Below are 13,647 nucleotides of genomic sequence, written 5' to 3' on the forward strand. Positions count from 1 at the left end.
GCCTTGACCGGCGGCGCCCGGTTCAACATCGTCATGCAGGTGTCCATGTCCGTCCGCCTCCCCGCCCACGCGATCCTCGCCGCGATCCTGATCGCCGCTCCCGCCGCCCTGCCCGCGCAGCGCATGTCGGAAAGCTACGAGTTCCTGAAGGCGGTGAAGGACGCCGACGGTACCAAGGTGACCGAGATCCTCGACAAGCCCGGCCAGTCGATCATCAACACGAAGGAAGCCAGCGGCGACACCGCCCTGCACATCGTCGTGAAGCGCAACGACAACACCTATGTCCGTTTCCTCGCCTCGCGCGGCGCGAACATCAACATGCAGGACGCGCGGGGCAGCACGCCGCTGCTGCTCGCGGTCAACGGCGGTTGCACGGCCTGCATCGAGACGCTGCTCGCGCTGAAGGCGAACGTGAACCTCGGCAATTCGTCGGGTGAGACGCCGCTGATCCGCGCGGTGCAGTTGCGCAACCTCGACCTTGCCCGGACGCTGCTGGCGGCCGGCGCGAACCCCGACCAGGCCGACCGCATCGCCGGCCGCTCCGCGCGCGACTATTCGAAGGTCGATACCCGCTCGCCCGCGCTCACGAAGTTGCTGGCGGATGCGCCGAAGACGGGCGCGCCCAAGGCGGTGTCGGGGCCGAAGCTGTAGGGCGAGGCTCGCATACATCCGTTCGTGCTGGGTAGCGGCTGAGCGAAGCCGAAGTGTGTCAGGTCGGATCGTCCCCCGGACGATCCTGAAACAGCCGGGGCATGTTTCGCCTGACACTTATCGAAGGACACTTGGGCGATCCTTCGATACGCCATTTCGACAAGCTCAATGGCTACTCAGGACGAACGGGGGTCTGATCGTCGGCCCTCACCCGCCCCGCCACTGCCCCGCAAACGCATCCGGATCCACCAGCCCGATCACCCGCCGCGCCGCCCGCCGCGCCAGCCCGATCGTACACTTCCGCCGCGCCGGCGCTGGCATCGCGACGACCGCCGCCTCCCGCACCACGACCGCGTCATAGCGATCGGCGACGATCACCCCCGCCCGCTCGGGCAGGAACGCCTCGCCCTCCAGCGGCGACGCATCGAACCCCGCCGGCACCCCCCAGAAGAAGCGGTCGCAATGCGCCAGATAGTCGGTCCATTTCGCATCGCCGAGCAGGTCGGCACGCGCCACCTTGACCTCGACGATCACCAGTTCGCCCTTCGGCCCCACCCCCATCAGGTCGGCGCGGCGCCCGCCGTCGAGCGGCACTTCGGCGATCATGACGATGTCGTGCGCCAGGAACATGCGCGTCACCCCGCGCACCACGTCGGCGGCGATCAGGCGCTCGGGCAGCGAATCCTCGGCGGCGGACATGCAAAGGGGCGCGACGGAAACCATCGCGCCCCTTCTAGAACATATTGCGAACGGGGCAAACCCCGCCCGAGCTATCAGCGATAGAAGACGTGATTGCCGATCGCGGCAATCTTCTGCATCCGCCAGCCCGGCGCGACGCGGCGGGCGTGGAAGAACAGCGCGTCGTCGGCGGCGCCGTCCCACAGGTCACGCGCGGCAACCTTTGCCACGGCGACGGCGGTGCGCCAGCCGGTGCGGCCCTCGCCGTTCGGCACGCTGCCGCCACGCACGAAGGAGAACTGGCCCGCCTGGGTCAGCACGCCACAGATCGACTTGGGGAAACGGCCCGACTTGGTGCGGTTGATGATGGTCTGCGCGACCGCCAGCTGGCCGGCGAGCGGCTCGCCCTTCGACTCGAAGTACACGCCGGCGGCGAGGCAGGTCAGCTCGCGATCGTCGAGCTGGGTGTCCTGAGCGGCGACGGCGGCGGACAGCGACGCGAAATCGTCGGCATCCTCATCGGCCGTCACCTGGGTATCGGTGGGGAGAGTCTGGGTCGTCAGCACCGCGGGCTGCACCTGGGCGGGAGCGGCGGTGGTTTCGTCCGGAACCTGGGGAAGGGCAATCGCGTTTATGGTCGCAGGCACGTGGTTCAGCTCTTGCGCGAACCCGGGCGACGTGGTGCCCAGCAGGAAGCCGGCACAGAAAATAACCGCTGCGGTCGTTGCAGCGCGAGTCAGAGACAACATTCAAATTCGACAATGTGCGGTTGGCTTTGCGGACGTGCCGCAGGTCGCGTTGCCGCGCTGCTCACCCCCGATCCACCCCCCGACTGCGTAACCGTTCGGGATCGCACCCCGCGGACGGCACAACGCTTACGTTGGAAATCGGCTGATGTTGCGGTGCGGCGTCGCGGTCAACTCGCCGCGATCGTTTCAGCGACGAATCGTTCGCCATCCGCGACGATCACCTCCACCACCCACAGATCGGGGTCGCGCGCGCGTCGCCGCTGCCAATAGTCGGTGATCGCCATGGCGTCGCCATCGACTGGGCCGCTACGCACGAGTCCCGACGCGTCGCCCAGCCCGCGCTCGAGGATTACCGGCACCCGGTCGCCCGGCGCCTCGACCAGCGCCAGAACGCCGCCCGCGGTCGCATCGCCGCGCGCCAGCACCATCGCCGACCCGGCCGCATCATGGACGCGACGGATCAGCGCCTTCACGCGGAAGTCGGCGGTCAGCCGCGCCATGCGTCCGTGTAACCGGGCAAGCCGGCCAGCCCGATGCGCGATCGCATGAAGGTGCCGGTGCCGCGCGCGGCCTCCTCGCCCGACGCATCGACGATCCGCGCTTCGGCGACGAACACACGGCGCTGCCCGCTGATCCAGCGCCCTTCGGCGACCACCGGGCCGGGGCCGAGCGGGCGAGTGAAGAACAGGTTGAACGCCGTCGTTAGCAGGAAGCGGTCGGTCACCAGGCTGTTCGCAGCGTAGAAGGCGGCGTCGTCCATCATCTTGAAATAGGAGGTGCCGTGCGCCGCTCCGGCGGCGTGGAAGTGCCGTTCGTCGATGACGAAGTCGATCCGCGCGGTCCCCGCCGATGCGATCGTCAGTCGCGAATCGAACATCGCGTTGATCGGGGCGGCGGCATAAAGGCTCTCCAGCGCGCGGAAATGCGCCTCGGCGCCTGCGGCCGGGCCGTCAGGCGGCATCACGCGCGCCGATGCCCGTCAGGATCGCATAGAGCGCGTCGCGCGATCTTGCGCCGCGCAACTTCTCCGCCAGCCCGCGGTCGCGCAACCGTCGCGATACCCGCGCCAGCGCCTTCAGATGATCCGGCCCCGCATCGGGCGGCGACACCAGCATGAAGACGAGATCGACCGGCAGATCGTCGACGGCCGCAAAGTCGATCGGCCGCACCAGATGCGCGAACACGCCGCGCACCGCGGTCAGCCCCGCGATCCGCGCATGCGGCACGGCGATGCCCGCGCCGAAACCGGTGGTGCCCAGCTTCTCGCGCGCCGCAAGACCAGCCGACACCGCAGCGGCATCGACTTGCCACACCTGTTCCGCCGCCGCCGCGAGCGCCGCGAATAGCGCCCGCTTGTTACCCGCCGCGACGGCGGGCAACACGGCTTCGGGAGCGATCAGGTCGCTCACGTCATCCAAGATACGTCCTTCCCGTTCAGCCTGCGGCGCGGTTGGGTTCGACCCAGCCGATCGTGCCGTCGCCGCGGCGATAGACCATGTTGAAGTTGCCCGTCCCCTGGTTCTTGAACAGCAGGGCAGAGGTGTTGCGCAGGTCGAGCATCATCACCGCATCCGAGACGGTGGCATCGGGCACGTCGACGCGGGTTTCCGCGATGATGAGCGGGGCGTCGGGCGCCTCTTCCTCTTCCTCGGTACCGATGTTGAACACGGTATAGCCCGCGTTGTCATAGGCACCGGCCTCGGCAAACGCCGCGACTTCGCCGGCATTACGGTCCTTCAGCCGCTTCATGTAGCGGCGGAGCTGCTTCTCGATCTTCGCAGCCGCGCCATCGAACGCGGGCTGAGCCTCATCGCCGGGGTTGGTGTGCGAGCTCTTGAGCACCAGACCCTGCATCACATGCGCGACGATGTCGCACGTGAAGCCGTGATCGTGCGGCCCCTTGCCGAACGTCACCTGGGCAGAGATGGCGCGGGAGAAATATTTGTCGGCGATACCCTGGAGCCGGTCCTCGACGTGGCTTTTCAGCGCGTCGCCCGTATCGACCTGATGGCCCGAAACCCGGATATCCATGAGTTTTTCTCCTTCTTGTTGCGACGGGAACGACCGGATGATCGCCCCGCCGGGGGTCAACCGAACGCAGACGCCCCCCACAGCGGTTCCTTCACGCCCGTCATAAACTCGGCGTGCCGTGCCAGTTCGGCGGGGGAAGCGGCATGGGGGCGGGGCGGACGGATCGGACGGACGAGCGATTCGGGCGCCACGTCCGACTCAACGACGGTATCGACGGCGAGTCCCAGCCCGATCTGTCGCCCACCGGTCAGTTCGACATAGACCTGCGCCAGCAGCTGCGCGTCGAGCAGCGCGCCGTGCAGCACGCGGTGCGACCGGTCTATGCCGTAGCGGACGCACAGCGCGTCGAGCGTATGCTTGCTGCCCGGATGCCGGCTGCGCGCCATCAGCAGCGTGTCGACCATCCGCGTGCGGCACACGATCTCGCGCCCGCACGTCTTCAGTTCGCCGTTGAGGAACGAGAAATCGAACCCGGCATTGTGCGCGATTAGCGGCGCGTCGCCGATGAACTCCAGGAGCGACTCGACCATGTGCGCGAACACCGGCTTGTCGGCCAGGAAGGCGGCGGACAGGCCGTGCACGGCCTGCGCCTCGGCCGGCATGTCGCGCTGCGGATTCACATAAGCATGGAAGGTGCGCCCGGTTTCGACCCGGTGGACTAGCTCGACGCAGCCGATCTCGACCAGCCGGTCGCCGCCCGCGAAGCTGAGCCCCGTCGTTTCCGTATCGAACACGATTTCGCGCATGCGCCCCTTATCCTCCCGCGCGCGGCGAGAGGCAAGCGATCACCCCACGCACCGCATCGCGCGTTTCCGCCAGCGTGCCGCCGGTCGGGATAACGACATCGGCGCGCGCGCGCTTCTCGGCATCGGGCGTCTGCCGCGCCAGGATCGTGTCAAGCCGCGCCGCCGTCATCCCCGGCCGCGCCAACACCCGCGCACGCTGCATCTCTTCGGGCGCAGAGACGACGACGATCCGGTCGACGCTGCGCCAGCCTTCGCCCTCGAACAGCAGCGGAATATCGAGCACCACCATCGCCGCATCGGCATGCGCGGCCAGGAACGCCGCACGCTCCTCCGCCACCGCCGGATGCACGATCGCCTCCAGCGCCTTCAGCGCGACGGCATCGCCGAACACCGCTTCGCCCAGCGCCGTGCGGTTCACCCCCGCCGGCCCGGTGGTATCCGGAAACCGCGCCTCGATCGCGGCGACGACGCGTCCCGCCGGCCCCTGCAGGGCATGCACCACCGCATCGGCGTCGAACACCGGCACGCCCGCGTCGGCGAACATCGCCGCCACCGTCGACTTGCCCATGCCGATAGACCCGGTCAGCCCGATGAGGAGCGGGCGCCCGCTCACGCCGTCAGCAGCGCGCGCAGTTCGTCGTCGCGGTCGCGCGGCGGCTCGGCGCCGAAGAACAGCTCGAACGCCAGCGCCGCCTGCCCGATCAGCATCTCCAGCCCGTCGACCGTGTCGAGCTCACGCGCCCGCGCCGCCGCCAGCAACGGCGTCTCCAGCGGCGCATAGACGATGTCATACACCACCGCGTCCTCGGCGAGGGGCGACAGGTCGAGGTCGAGCGCCGGCTGCCCCGTCATCCCCAGCGCACTGGTATTGACCACCAGCGCCGCATCGGGCGCGAGCGGGCTGGCGAGCGGCACGACATCGCCCTTCAGCCCGAACTTTGCCAGCAATCCGGCGGCCTTCAGCGGCGACCGGTTCATCACCGTCACCCGCCCGATCCCAAGCTTCGCCAGCGCGAACAGCACTGCCCGCGCTGCACCGCCCGCGCCGACGACGACGGCATGACGCCCGGCCAGTTCCAGCCCGCTGATTGGCGCCGCAAACCCCGCCGCATCGGTGTTCGTCCCAATCAGTGACCCGTCCGCCTGCCGCAGCAGCGTGTTCATCGCCCCGATCGAATCCCGCACGCCGCCGGGATCGTCGACCAGATCCATCACCGCCAGCTTGTGCGGCAGCGTGACATTGCACCCGCGCCAGTCGGGATCATCGCGCCGCCCGGCGACGTACGCCGCCAGCCCGTCTGCCGTCACATGCGCGCGCTCGTACCGCCCCTCCAGCCCCAGCGCCTTCAGCCAGAAGCCATGGATCAGCGGCGATTTCGACTGGGCGATCGGATCACCGATCACCTCCGCATAGGGGGCCGTCATGACGCCAACACCTTCCGTGTCCTGAGATAGTCGAGCACCGGCAGCAGCGGCAGGCCAAGGATGGTGAAGTGGCTGCCCTCGACCTTCGAAAACAGCTGCGCGCCGAGCGCCTCCATCCGGAAGCACCCCACGCACCCCGCGATCGCCGGCCATTCCGCATCGAGATACGCATCGAGGAACGCATGTCCGAGCAGCCGGACGTGCAGTATCGCCGTATCGACGAACCGCCACACCGGCGCACCGCCCTCGGCGATGACGGCGGCGCTGTGCAGCTTCGTCCGCTGCCCCGCCATGCGCAGCAGATGCTCGCGCGCCTCCTCGCGGTTGGCGGGTTTATCCAGCAGAATGCCGTCGTGCAGCTCGACCACCGAGTCCGACCCCAGCACCAGCGCGCGCGGATGCCGCGCCGACACCTTCACCGCCTTCAGCTGCGCCAGCGCATCCGCCGTATCGCGCCCGCTGGTCCGCGCCGCGACCAGCGACGCCTTGACGCCATCCTCGTCGACATTGGCAGGGTCGACCGCGAACGGCACGCCGGCCTCCGTCAGCATCGCCCGCCGCGACGCGCTGCCGGACGCGAGGATCAGGTCCATCACGCCTCCACCTTCGGCAGGTTGCGCTCGTTGGCGATGCCGATGATCGCCGCCGCCGTCTCCTCGATCGAGCGGCGCGTCACGTCGATCACCGGCCAGTCGTTGTCGGCGAACATCCGCCGCGCATAGGCGACCTCGCGCGCGACCGCCTCCTGCTGGACATAGGCCGTCTCCGCACTCTGGTTGAGCGACAGCAGCCGGTTGCGGCGGATCTGCACCAGCCGGTCGGCACTGGTGGTCAGCCCGACGACCAACGGCGTCCTCAGCTGGAACAGGATGGCGGGCGGGGGGCTTTCCACCACGATCGGGATGTTCGCGGTCTTGAACCCGCGGTTGGCGAGGTAGATCGACGTCGGCGTCTTCGATGATCGCGACACGCCGGCCAGCACGATATCGGCCTCTTCCCAGTCCTCCGCGGCGATGCCGTCGTCGTGCGCGATCGTCCACTGGATCGCCTCGACCCGCGCGAAATAGGCGGCGTCGAGGATATGCTGCCGCCCCGGCCGCGCCTTCGCCGCCTGTCCCAGCAGCCCCGACAGCGCGTCGTTCACCCCGTCGAGCGGCGCCACCGCCGGCAACCCCATCGTTCGGCAGCGTTCCTCCAGCATCGTGCGGATGCCCGGATTGACCAGCGTGAACAGCACAAGCCCGGGATGCTGCGCGATCTCGGTCAGGATGCGCTCCAGATGCGCTTCGTTGCGCACCATCGGCCAGAAATGCCGCTGCGTCTCGACATCATCATACTGGGCCAGCGCCGCCTTCGCGATATTCTCCAGCGTCTCGCCAGTGGAATCGGACAGCAGGTGGAGATGCAGGCGCATCAGAATGAAACTGTGGACAACATGGAGGTGGGGGCTAGCGCAACTCGGGCGCACGGCCAAGCGCGGCAAAACCGGGCCAACCGTCCACAGCTATCCACAACCCACATCACATTTCGCCGATCCATCCACCGCCTGTGGATAACGGGGATGACGGAATCGAATCGCGCAGGAATCCGCGCTCCGGCGCCGTCAATCTGTGAGCAGAGTCTGGACGGCTGCGTAAACCCCGCTACCCACGCGCCAACAACCTTCAACAACCCTTATATCTAGATTCTTCTTTTATGTTGGGACGTGCGTTGAGCGATCTGCCCCCCTCGAAACCCCTGCTCGCGACGCTGCGGAGGGAAAAGCTGCCGGTCCCGCCGATCTGGCTGATGCGCCAGGCCGGACGGTACCTGCCCGAGTATCGCGAGCTGCGGGCGGAGAAGGGCGGCTTCCTCGCGCTCGCGACCGATCCGGATGCGGCGGCGGAGGTAACGTTGCAGCCGATCCGCCGGTTCGGCTTCGACGGGGCGATCCTGTTCTCCGACATCCTGATGGTGCCCTGGGCGCTGGGCCAGGATCTGACGTTCGGCCCGGGCGAAGGTCCGCGCCTCGCCCCGGCCGTCACGACCCGCGCCGCGATCGACGCGCTCGGGCCGACCGACCGCGCGAAGCTCGCGCCCATCTACGAAACCGTCCGCCGCGTCGCCGCCGCGCTGCCGCCCGCCGTCACCTTCCTCGGGTTCGCCGGCTCGCCGTGGACGGTCGCGACCTACATGATCGCCGGGCAAGGCTCGAAGGATCAGGCCGAGGCGCGCAGCCTCGCCTATGCCGACCCCGCGACGATGCAGGCGCTGGTCGACATCATCGTCGACCTGACCGTGGAGTATCTGGCCGAACAGCATGCCGCCGGGGTCGAGGCGGTGCAGCTGTTCGACAGCTGGGCCGGCAGCCTCAGCCCCGCGCAGTTCGAACGCTGGGTGATCGCCCCCAACGCCGCCATCGTCGCGCGGCTTAAGGCGCGCTGCCCCGGCCTCATCGTCATCGGCTTCCCGAAGGGCGCGGGCGGCAAGCTCCCCGCCTATGCGAACGAAACCGGGGTGGATGCGCTGGGGCTGGACGAGACGGTCGATCCGGTCTGGGCCGACGCCGTGCTGCCGAGGGGGCTGCCGGTACAGGGCAATCTCGATCCGCTCGCGCTGATGGCGGGCGGCGCCGCGCTCGACGACGGCATCGACCGCGTCATCGCCGCCTTCGCCGACCGCCCGCACATCTTCAACCTCGGCCACGGCATCGGCCAGTTCACGCCGATCGCGCATGTCGAGCGGCTGATCGCACGGGTGCGCGGATGATCGGGCTGCTCGGCAGCGCCTACCCGTGGGTGAAGGCGGCGCATATCGTCTTCGTCATCTTCTGGATGGCGGGCCTCTTCGCGCTGCCGCGCTACCTCGTCTATCATCAGGAGGGGCTGGGCGATGCCGCCGAGGAAGCGCGCTGGACGAAGCGCGAGGCGTCGTTGCGCCGGATGATCCTCACCCCCTCGCTCATCGTCACATGGACGCTGGGGCTGCTGCTGGCGGCCAACACGGGGCTGTTCGACGGCGGCGCGGGTCCCGGCTGGCTCCACGCCAAACTGGCGCTGGTGGCGGGTCTGAGCGGCTATCACGGCTGGGCAGTCGGCTATGCCCGGCGGCTGGGGCAGGGCAGCGCGACGCTGACCGGCAAACAGCTGCGCCTCGTCAACGAAGTGCCGGCCTTCGCGATCATCGCCATCGTCGTGCTGGTGGTGGTGCGGCCGTTCTGAACGTCTGTCCTACACGCCGGTTTTGCTGTTGAGTGCCGCCGTTCGATCGGCAGGGCAGAGGCGGCGTTAGTTGTGATTCTTCGAGACTTCTCAACGGTGTGGCGATGAAGCTCAACCAATCGGTTGAGCGTTCGCCGATGCGCCACACGTCTCAACTTTCTCAACGTTCGCGGGCGATACTCAACCGGTCGGTTGAGCGTCGCCGCAACCGCTCGCACGTCTCAACGTTCTCAACATTCGCACCCCCGATACTCAACCGATCGGTTGAGCTTCACTGCAACCGCCCACACGTCTCAACTTTCTCAACATTCGCGAGGGATGACGTTCAACCCTGCGGTTGAGCGTCGGGCGCGCTTGACTTGGCTCCCGGCCCCTCCTACCTCGCCCTCGGACGCGACACCGCCGACCTAGCGGGCGCGGACGCCATCCTTCCTTTCGCCAGCACCGCCGTTCCCGGCACCTGCGGCAAGATCCTCCCCAGCCTCCCACGCTCCGGACGCCCGAAATGCATCTCAAAGACCTGAAGAAGAAATCGCCCGCCGAGCTGGTCAGCATGGCCGAGGAACTGGGCGTCGAGGGCGCCTCGACGCTCCGCAAGCAGGACCTGCTGTTCGCCATCCTCAAGATCCTCGCCGACAATGGCGACCAGATCATGGGGGAGGGCACCATCGAAGTGCTGTCGGACGGCTTCGGCTTCCTGCGCAGCGCGCAGGCCAATTATCTCGCCGGCCCCGACGACATCTACATCTCGCCCAACCAGGTCCGCAAATTCGGCCTGCGCACCGGCGACACGGTCGAGGGCGAGATCCGCGGTCCCAAGGACGGCGAACGCTATTTCGCGCTGGTGAAGCTGTCGAAGGTCAATTTCGACGATCCCGACGCCGTCCGCCACCGCGTCAACTTCGACAACCTGACCCCGCTGTATCCGGAATCGAAGCTGGTCCTCGACCAGCTAGACCCGACGCAGAAGGACAAGTCGGCGCGCGTCATCGACATCGTCAGCCCGCAGGGTAAGGGCCAGCGCACGCTGATCGTCGCGCCGCCCCGCGTCGGCAAGACGGTGATGCTGCAGAACATCGCCAAGGCGATCACCGACAACCATCCCGAAGTCTTCCTGCTCGTGCTGCTGATCGACGAGCGCCCGGAAGAAGTCACCGACATGCAGCGCAGCGTGAAGGGCGAGGTCGTCAGCTCGACCTTCGACGAACCCGCCACGCGCCACGTCCAGGTCGCCGAAATGGTGATCGAAAAGGCCAAGCGCCTGGTCGAACACAAGAAGGACGTAGTGATCCTGCTCGACTCGATCACGCGCCTCGGCCGGGCCTACAACACCGTCGTGCCGAGCTCGGGCAAGGTGCTGACCGGCGGTGTCGACGCGAACGCCCTCCAGCGTCCGAAGCGCTTCTTCGGTGCCGCGCGCAATATCGAGGAGGGCGGCTCGCTCTCCATCATCGCCACCGCGCTGATCGACACCGGCAGCCGCATGGACGAGGTGATCTTCGAAGAGTTCAAGGGCACCGGCAACTCCGAGATCGTGCTCGACCGCAAGGTAGCGGACAAGCGCATCTTCCCGGCGCTCGACGTCGGCAAGTCCGGCACCCGCAAGGAAGAGCTGCTGGTCGAGAAGGACAAGCTCAGCAAGATGTGGGTGCTGCGCCGCATCCTCATGCAGATGGGCACCATCGACGCGATGGAGTTCCTGCTCGACAAGCTCAAGAATTCGAAGACCAACGATGACTTCTTCGACAGCATGAATCAGTGACGAGTTCGGCCCGGCGCATGCTGCGCCGGGACTCGAACCGGCACGGCCGGCGGGGCAGCGCCCCGACCGACGACGTGGGCTTTGCCCACGTCTGGAACGACAGACGACGACCGATAGAAAGGCGTGGAGCAGGCATTGCCCACGCCTTTTCGATGACTAGGATAGCCGCATGACCGAACTCTGGCAGCACATCGTCAACGACTTCGCCAACATCGGCTCGCCAGCCGCGTTGACCGCGTTCCTGCAGGTACTGGCGATCGACATCATGCTGGCCGGCGACAATGCGATCGTCGTCGGCGCGCTCGCCGCGGGCCTGCCAGCGGACCAGCGCAAGAAGGTCATCCTGATCGGCATCATCGCCGCACTGGTGCTCCGCATCGTGTTCGCGCTGGCGGTGACGCAGCTGATGCAGGTCGTCGGCCTGATCTTCGCCGGCGGGCTGCTGTTGCTGTGGGTGTCGTGGAAGATGTGGCGCGAGCTGCGCCATGACGAGGGCAAGACCGCCGAGGAAACGCTCGACATCAAGCCTGCGAAGAGCTTCGCCGGTGCCGCCTGGGCGGTCGCGGTGGCCGACGTCTCGATGAGCCTGGACAACGTCCTCGCCGTCGCCGGCGCGGCCAAGGAGCATCCCGGCATCCTGATCGTCGGCCTGCTGCTCTCGGTCGCGATGATGGGCGTCGCCGCCAACGTCATCGCCAAATATATCGAGCGGTATCGGTGGATCGCCTATGTCGGCCTGCTGGTGATCCTCTACGTTGCGGCGAAGATGATTTACGAAGGCTTCACCGATCAGGCGGTCGGCCTGTCGCAATTCTTCGCCTGACGGGGGCCCGGTCCATGAAGATCAACGTCGAAGTCGATTGCACACCGGAGGAGGCACGCCGCGCGGTTGGTTTGCCCGACCTGACGCCGATCCACGACGCCTATGTCGCGATGATGCTCGACACGATGAAGGGCGGCCTTCCGCCCGAGATGCTAGAGACGATGACGCGCAGCTGGTCGCCGATGGGGGAGGCCGGCATGTCGATGTGGCGCCAGCTTTTCGAAAGCTCGACCAAGGGCTGATGACCGACACGATCGTCGCCCTGTCGAGCGGCGCGCCGCCCGCGGCGATCGCGGTCATGCGGATCAGCGGGCCGGCCGCATTTGAGGCGGCGGAGCGGCTTTGCGGCAAGCTTCCAAGGCCGCGACACGCATCGCTGCGTAAACTGCGCGATCACGACGGTGACCTGCTCGACAACGCACTGGTCCTGTTGTTCCCCGGTCCATCGAGCGTCACCGGCGAGGATCTCGCCGAGCTCCACCTGCACGGCGGACGCGCCGTCGTCCGGGCGGTCGAACGGGCGTTGCTCGCGGTGCCCGGGGTCAGGGTGGCCGAACCCGGCGAATTCACCCGCCGCTCGCTGATCGCCGGCCGCATCGACCTGACCGAAGCCGAAGGGCTGGCCGACCTCCTCGCCGCCGAAACCGATGCCCAGCGCCAGGCCGCCCTCCGGGCCGCAGAGGGTGGCTTTCGGGCAAGAATCGAGGAATGGACGCGCCGCACGGTCGCACTCGCCGCGCTGGTCGAGGCGGTGATCGATCATGAGGAAGAGGATGACGTCGGCGATGCGGATACACTGCTGGATCGCGTCCGCCACGACGCGGTCGTGCTGGCCGACGATATCGACGCTCTGCTCGCGTCGCCACCCGCCGAGCGCCTGCGTGACGGCATCCGCGTGGTGCTTGCCGGTCCGCCCAACAGCGGCAAGTCCACGCTGTTCAACGCACTGGTCGCGCGCGATGCTGCAATCGTGTCTCCGATCGCCGGTACAACGCGAGACCGGATAGAAGCACCCGTACTGCGCAACGGGGTCGCTTGGCTGTTCATCGACACGGCGGGGCTTGCCGAACACACCAGCGATCCGATCGAGGCCATCGGTATCGAGCGCTCGCGGGAGAGCGTCGCGCAGGCCGATATGGTCCTTTGGCTGGGCGACACCGCGTCGCCAGACGACGGAGCGATCTTAGTTCATTCACGAATGGATGAAGCTGGTCGCGACGCTATTCCTCCTGGCCGTGTCGGCGTAGCGGCCGGAGACGAGCGGTCATTGTCGGCACTGTGGTCGGCACTCGATCTGCGCGCGCAGACGTTGCTACCGCAGTCCGATCAGCTTCTGCTGAACACCCGCCAGCGAGAAGTTTGCCGCGGTGCAGCACTAGCGTTGCGCGACGCCGCAACGACGGCCGATCCATTGTTCATCGCCGAGCATCTTCGGTTTGCACGTGGGGCATATGATCGCCTGACGGGTCGAGCCGATACCGAAAACGTCCTCGACGCTTTGTTCGCCGGATTCTGCGTCGGTAAGTGACGTTCCACGTGGAACGTCGTTTTGACCTCGCGTTGTAGTCTCTGTAGGTAGACC

The 13,647-nt window shown here is 67.4% G+C and carries 18 protein-coding genes; 7 read left to right on the top strand and 11 right to left on the bottom strand.

The genetic code is table 11. From position 1 onward, the window contains the following. Positions 1-3: 3 nt before the first annotated feature. Complete coding sequence (locus ACX40P_RS01115) at positions 4-651, top strand: ankyrin repeat domain-containing protein (RefSeq protein WP_459124456.1); 648 nt, start codon at positions 4-6, stop codon at positions 649-651. A 207-nt stretch (positions 652-858) separates the two neighbouring features. Here ACX40P_RS01115 and ACX40P_RS01120 read toward each other — a convergent pair whose 3' ends face one another. From ACX40P_RS01120 to ACX40P_RS01170, 11 genes are all read right to left on the bottom strand, one after another. After that, entirely contained in the window at positions 859-1,374 is a 516-nt protein-coding gene (locus ACX40P_RS01120) for an MmcB family DNA repair protein (RefSeq protein ID WP_459124457.1), read from the bottom strand. Between the two features lie 50 nt (positions 1,375-1,424). Beyond that, positions 1,425-1,976 carry a cell wall hydrolase gene (locus ACX40P_RS01125; protein WP_459124458.1) on the bottom strand — a complete coding sequence of 184 codons (552 nt, stop codon included), beginning with the start codon at positions 1,974-1,976 and terminating at the stop codon, positions 1,425-1,427. Between the two features lie 269 nt (positions 1,977-2,245). After that, the gene (locus tag ACX40P_RS01130) at positions 2,246-2,578 is read right to left on the bottom strand and encodes a DUF1491 family protein (protein ID WP_459124459.1); all 333 of its coding nucleotides are present in this window, start codon (positions 2,576-2,578) and stop codon (positions 2,246-2,248) included. After that, positions 2,566-3,039, bottom strand: coding sequence for a PaaI family thioesterase (locus ACX40P_RS01135; protein ID WP_459125200.1), 474 nt, complete (start codon positions 3,037-3,039; stop codon positions 2,566-2,568). Before ACX40P_RS01135 ends, ACX40P_RS01130 begins: the two co-directional genes overlap by 13 nt. Then, complete coding sequence (locus tag ACX40P_RS01140) at positions 3,029-3,496, bottom strand: PTS sugar transporter subunit IIA (RefSeq protein ID WP_459124460.1); 468 nt, start codon at positions 3,494-3,496, stop codon at positions 3,029-3,031. Before ACX40P_RS01140 ends, ACX40P_RS01135 begins: the two co-directional genes overlap by 11 nt. 16 nt (positions 3,497-3,512) lie before the next feature. Further along, positions 3,513-4,109, bottom strand: a complete 597-nt coding sequence (hpf, locus tag ACX40P_RS01145) for a ribosome hibernation-promoting factor, HPF/YfiA family (RefSeq protein WP_459124461.1) — start codon at positions 4,107-4,109, stop codon at positions 3,513-3,515. Positions 4,110-4,165: 56 nt separating this feature from the next. Continuing rightward, positions 4,166-4,855: a DNA polymerase III subunit epsilon gene (gene dnaQ / locus ACX40P_RS01150; protein ID WP_459124462.1), complete on the bottom strand. Its 690-nt coding sequence runs from the start codon at positions 4,853-4,855 to the stop codon at positions 4,166-4,168. A gap of 7 nt (positions 4,856-4,862) precedes the next feature. Then, entirely contained in the window at positions 4,863-5,468 is a 606-nt protein-coding gene (gene coaE / locus ACX40P_RS01155; RefSeq protein WP_459124463.1) for a dephospho-CoA kinase, read from the bottom strand. Then, on the bottom strand, positions 5,465-6,280 hold the full coding sequence (gene aroE, locus ACX40P_RS01160; protein ID WP_459124464.1) for a shikimate dehydrogenase: 816 nt from the start codon (positions 6,278-6,280) through the stop codon (positions 5,465-5,467). Before aroE ends, coaE begins: the two co-directional genes overlap by 4 nt. Continuing rightward, the gene (locus ACX40P_RS01165) at positions 6,277-6,873 is read right to left on the bottom strand and encodes a Maf family protein (protein WP_459124465.1); all 597 of its coding nucleotides are present in this window, start codon (positions 6,871-6,873) and stop codon (positions 6,277-6,279) included. Before ACX40P_RS01165 ends, aroE begins: the two co-directional genes overlap by 4 nt. Beyond that, complete coding sequence (locus ACX40P_RS01170; RefSeq protein ID WP_459124466.1) at positions 6,873-7,694, bottom strand: pyruvate, water dikinase regulatory protein; 822 nt, start codon at positions 7,692-7,694, stop codon at positions 6,873-6,875. The genes ACX40P_RS01165 and ACX40P_RS01170 overlap by 1 nt, the downstream gene beginning before the upstream one ends. Before the next feature lie 296 nt (positions 7,695-7,990). Here ACX40P_RS01170 and hemE point away from each other — a divergent pair, with 296 nt between their 5' ends. The 6 genes from hemE (at position 7,991) to mnmE (ending at position 13,593) form a co-directional block, all read left to right on the top strand. Next, on the top strand, positions 7,991-9,028 hold the full coding sequence (gene hemE, locus ACX40P_RS01175) for a uroporphyrinogen decarboxylase (protein WP_459124467.1): 1,038 nt from the start codon (positions 7,991-7,993) through the stop codon (positions 9,026-9,028). Continuing rightward, complete coding sequence (locus ACX40P_RS01180) at positions 9,025-9,480, top strand: CopD family protein (RefSeq protein WP_459124468.1); 456 nt, start codon at positions 9,025-9,027, stop codon at positions 9,478-9,480. The genes hemE and ACX40P_RS01180 overlap by 4 nt, the downstream gene beginning before the upstream one ends. 505 nt (positions 9,481-9,985) lie before the next feature. Then, complete coding sequence (rho, locus tag ACX40P_RS01185) at positions 9,986-11,242, top strand: transcription termination factor Rho (RefSeq protein ID WP_459124469.1); 1,257 nt, start codon at positions 9,986-9,988, stop codon at positions 11,240-11,242. Between the two features lie 169 nt (positions 11,243-11,411). After that, entirely contained in the window at positions 11,412-12,065 is a 654-nt protein-coding gene (locus ACX40P_RS01190; RefSeq protein ID WP_459124470.1) for a TerC family protein, read from the top strand. Positions 12,066-12,079: 14 nt separating this feature from the next. After that, positions 12,080-12,307, top strand: a complete 228-nt coding sequence (locus ACX40P_RS01195; RefSeq protein WP_459124471.1) for a DUF6489 family protein — start codon at positions 12,080-12,082, stop codon at positions 12,305-12,307. Continuing rightward, the gene (gene mnmE / locus ACX40P_RS01200) at positions 12,307-13,593 is read left to right on the top strand and encodes a tRNA uridine-5-carboxymethylaminomethyl(34) synthesis GTPase MnmE (protein ID WP_459124472.1); all 1,287 of its coding nucleotides are present in this window, start codon (positions 12,307-12,309) and stop codon (positions 13,591-13,593) included. The genes ACX40P_RS01195 and mnmE overlap by 1 nt, the downstream gene beginning before the upstream one ends. Positions 13,594-13,647: the final 54 nt, after the last annotated feature.

It is taken from the genome of Sphingomonas sp. RS2018, from assembly GCF_054489605.1.

Coding starts and splice junctions, on each gene's coding strand:
- ACX40P_RS01120 (WP_459124457.1), bottom strand. CDS start 1,374: ATGGTTTCCGTCGCGCCCCTTTGCATGTCCGCCGCCGAGGATTCGCTG.
- ACX40P_RS01130 (WP_459124459.1), bottom strand. CDS start 2,578: ATGGCGCGGCTGACCGCCGACTTCCGCGTGAAGGCGCTGATCCGTCGC.
- ACX40P_RS01135 (WP_459125200.1), bottom strand. CDS start 3,039: ATGCCGCCTGACGGCCCGGCCGCAGGCGCCGAGGCGCATTTCCGCGCG.
- hpf (WP_459124461.1), bottom strand. CDS start 4,109: ATGGATATCCGGGTTTCGGGCCATCAGGTCGATACGGGCGACGCGCTG.
- dnaQ (WP_459124462.1), bottom strand. CDS start 4,855: ATGCGCGAAATCGTGTTCGATACGGAAACGACGGGGCTCAGCTTCGCG.
- aroE (WP_459124464.1), bottom strand. CDS start 6,280: ATGACGGCCCCCTATGCGGAGGTGATCGGTGATCCGATCGCCCAGTCG.
- ACX40P_RS01165 (WP_459124465.1), bottom strand. CDS start 6,873: ATGGACCTGATCCTCGCGTCCGGCAGCGCGTCGCGGCGGGCGATGCTG.
- ACX40P_RS01170 (WP_459124466.1), bottom strand. CDS start 7,694: ATGCGCCTGCATCTCCACCTGCTGTCCGATTCCACTGGCGAGACGCTG.
- ACX40P_RS01180 (WP_459124468.1), top strand. CDS start 9,025: ATGATCGGGCTGCTCGGCAGCGCCTACCCGTGGGTGAAGGCGGCGCAT.
- rho (WP_459124469.1), top strand. CDS start 9,986: ATGCATCTCAAAGACCTGAAGAAGAAATCGCCCGCCGAGCTGGTCAGC.
- ACX40P_RS01190 (WP_459124470.1), top strand. CDS start 11,412: ATGACCGAACTCTGGCAGCACATCGTCAACGACTTCGCCAACATCGGC.
- ACX40P_RS01195 (WP_459124471.1), top strand. CDS start 12,080: ATGAAGATCAACGTCGAAGTCGATTGCACACCGGAGGAGGCACGCCGC.
- mnmE (WP_459124472.1), top strand. CDS start 12,307: ATGACCGACACGATCGTCGCCCTGTCGAGCGGCGCGCCGCCCGCGGCG.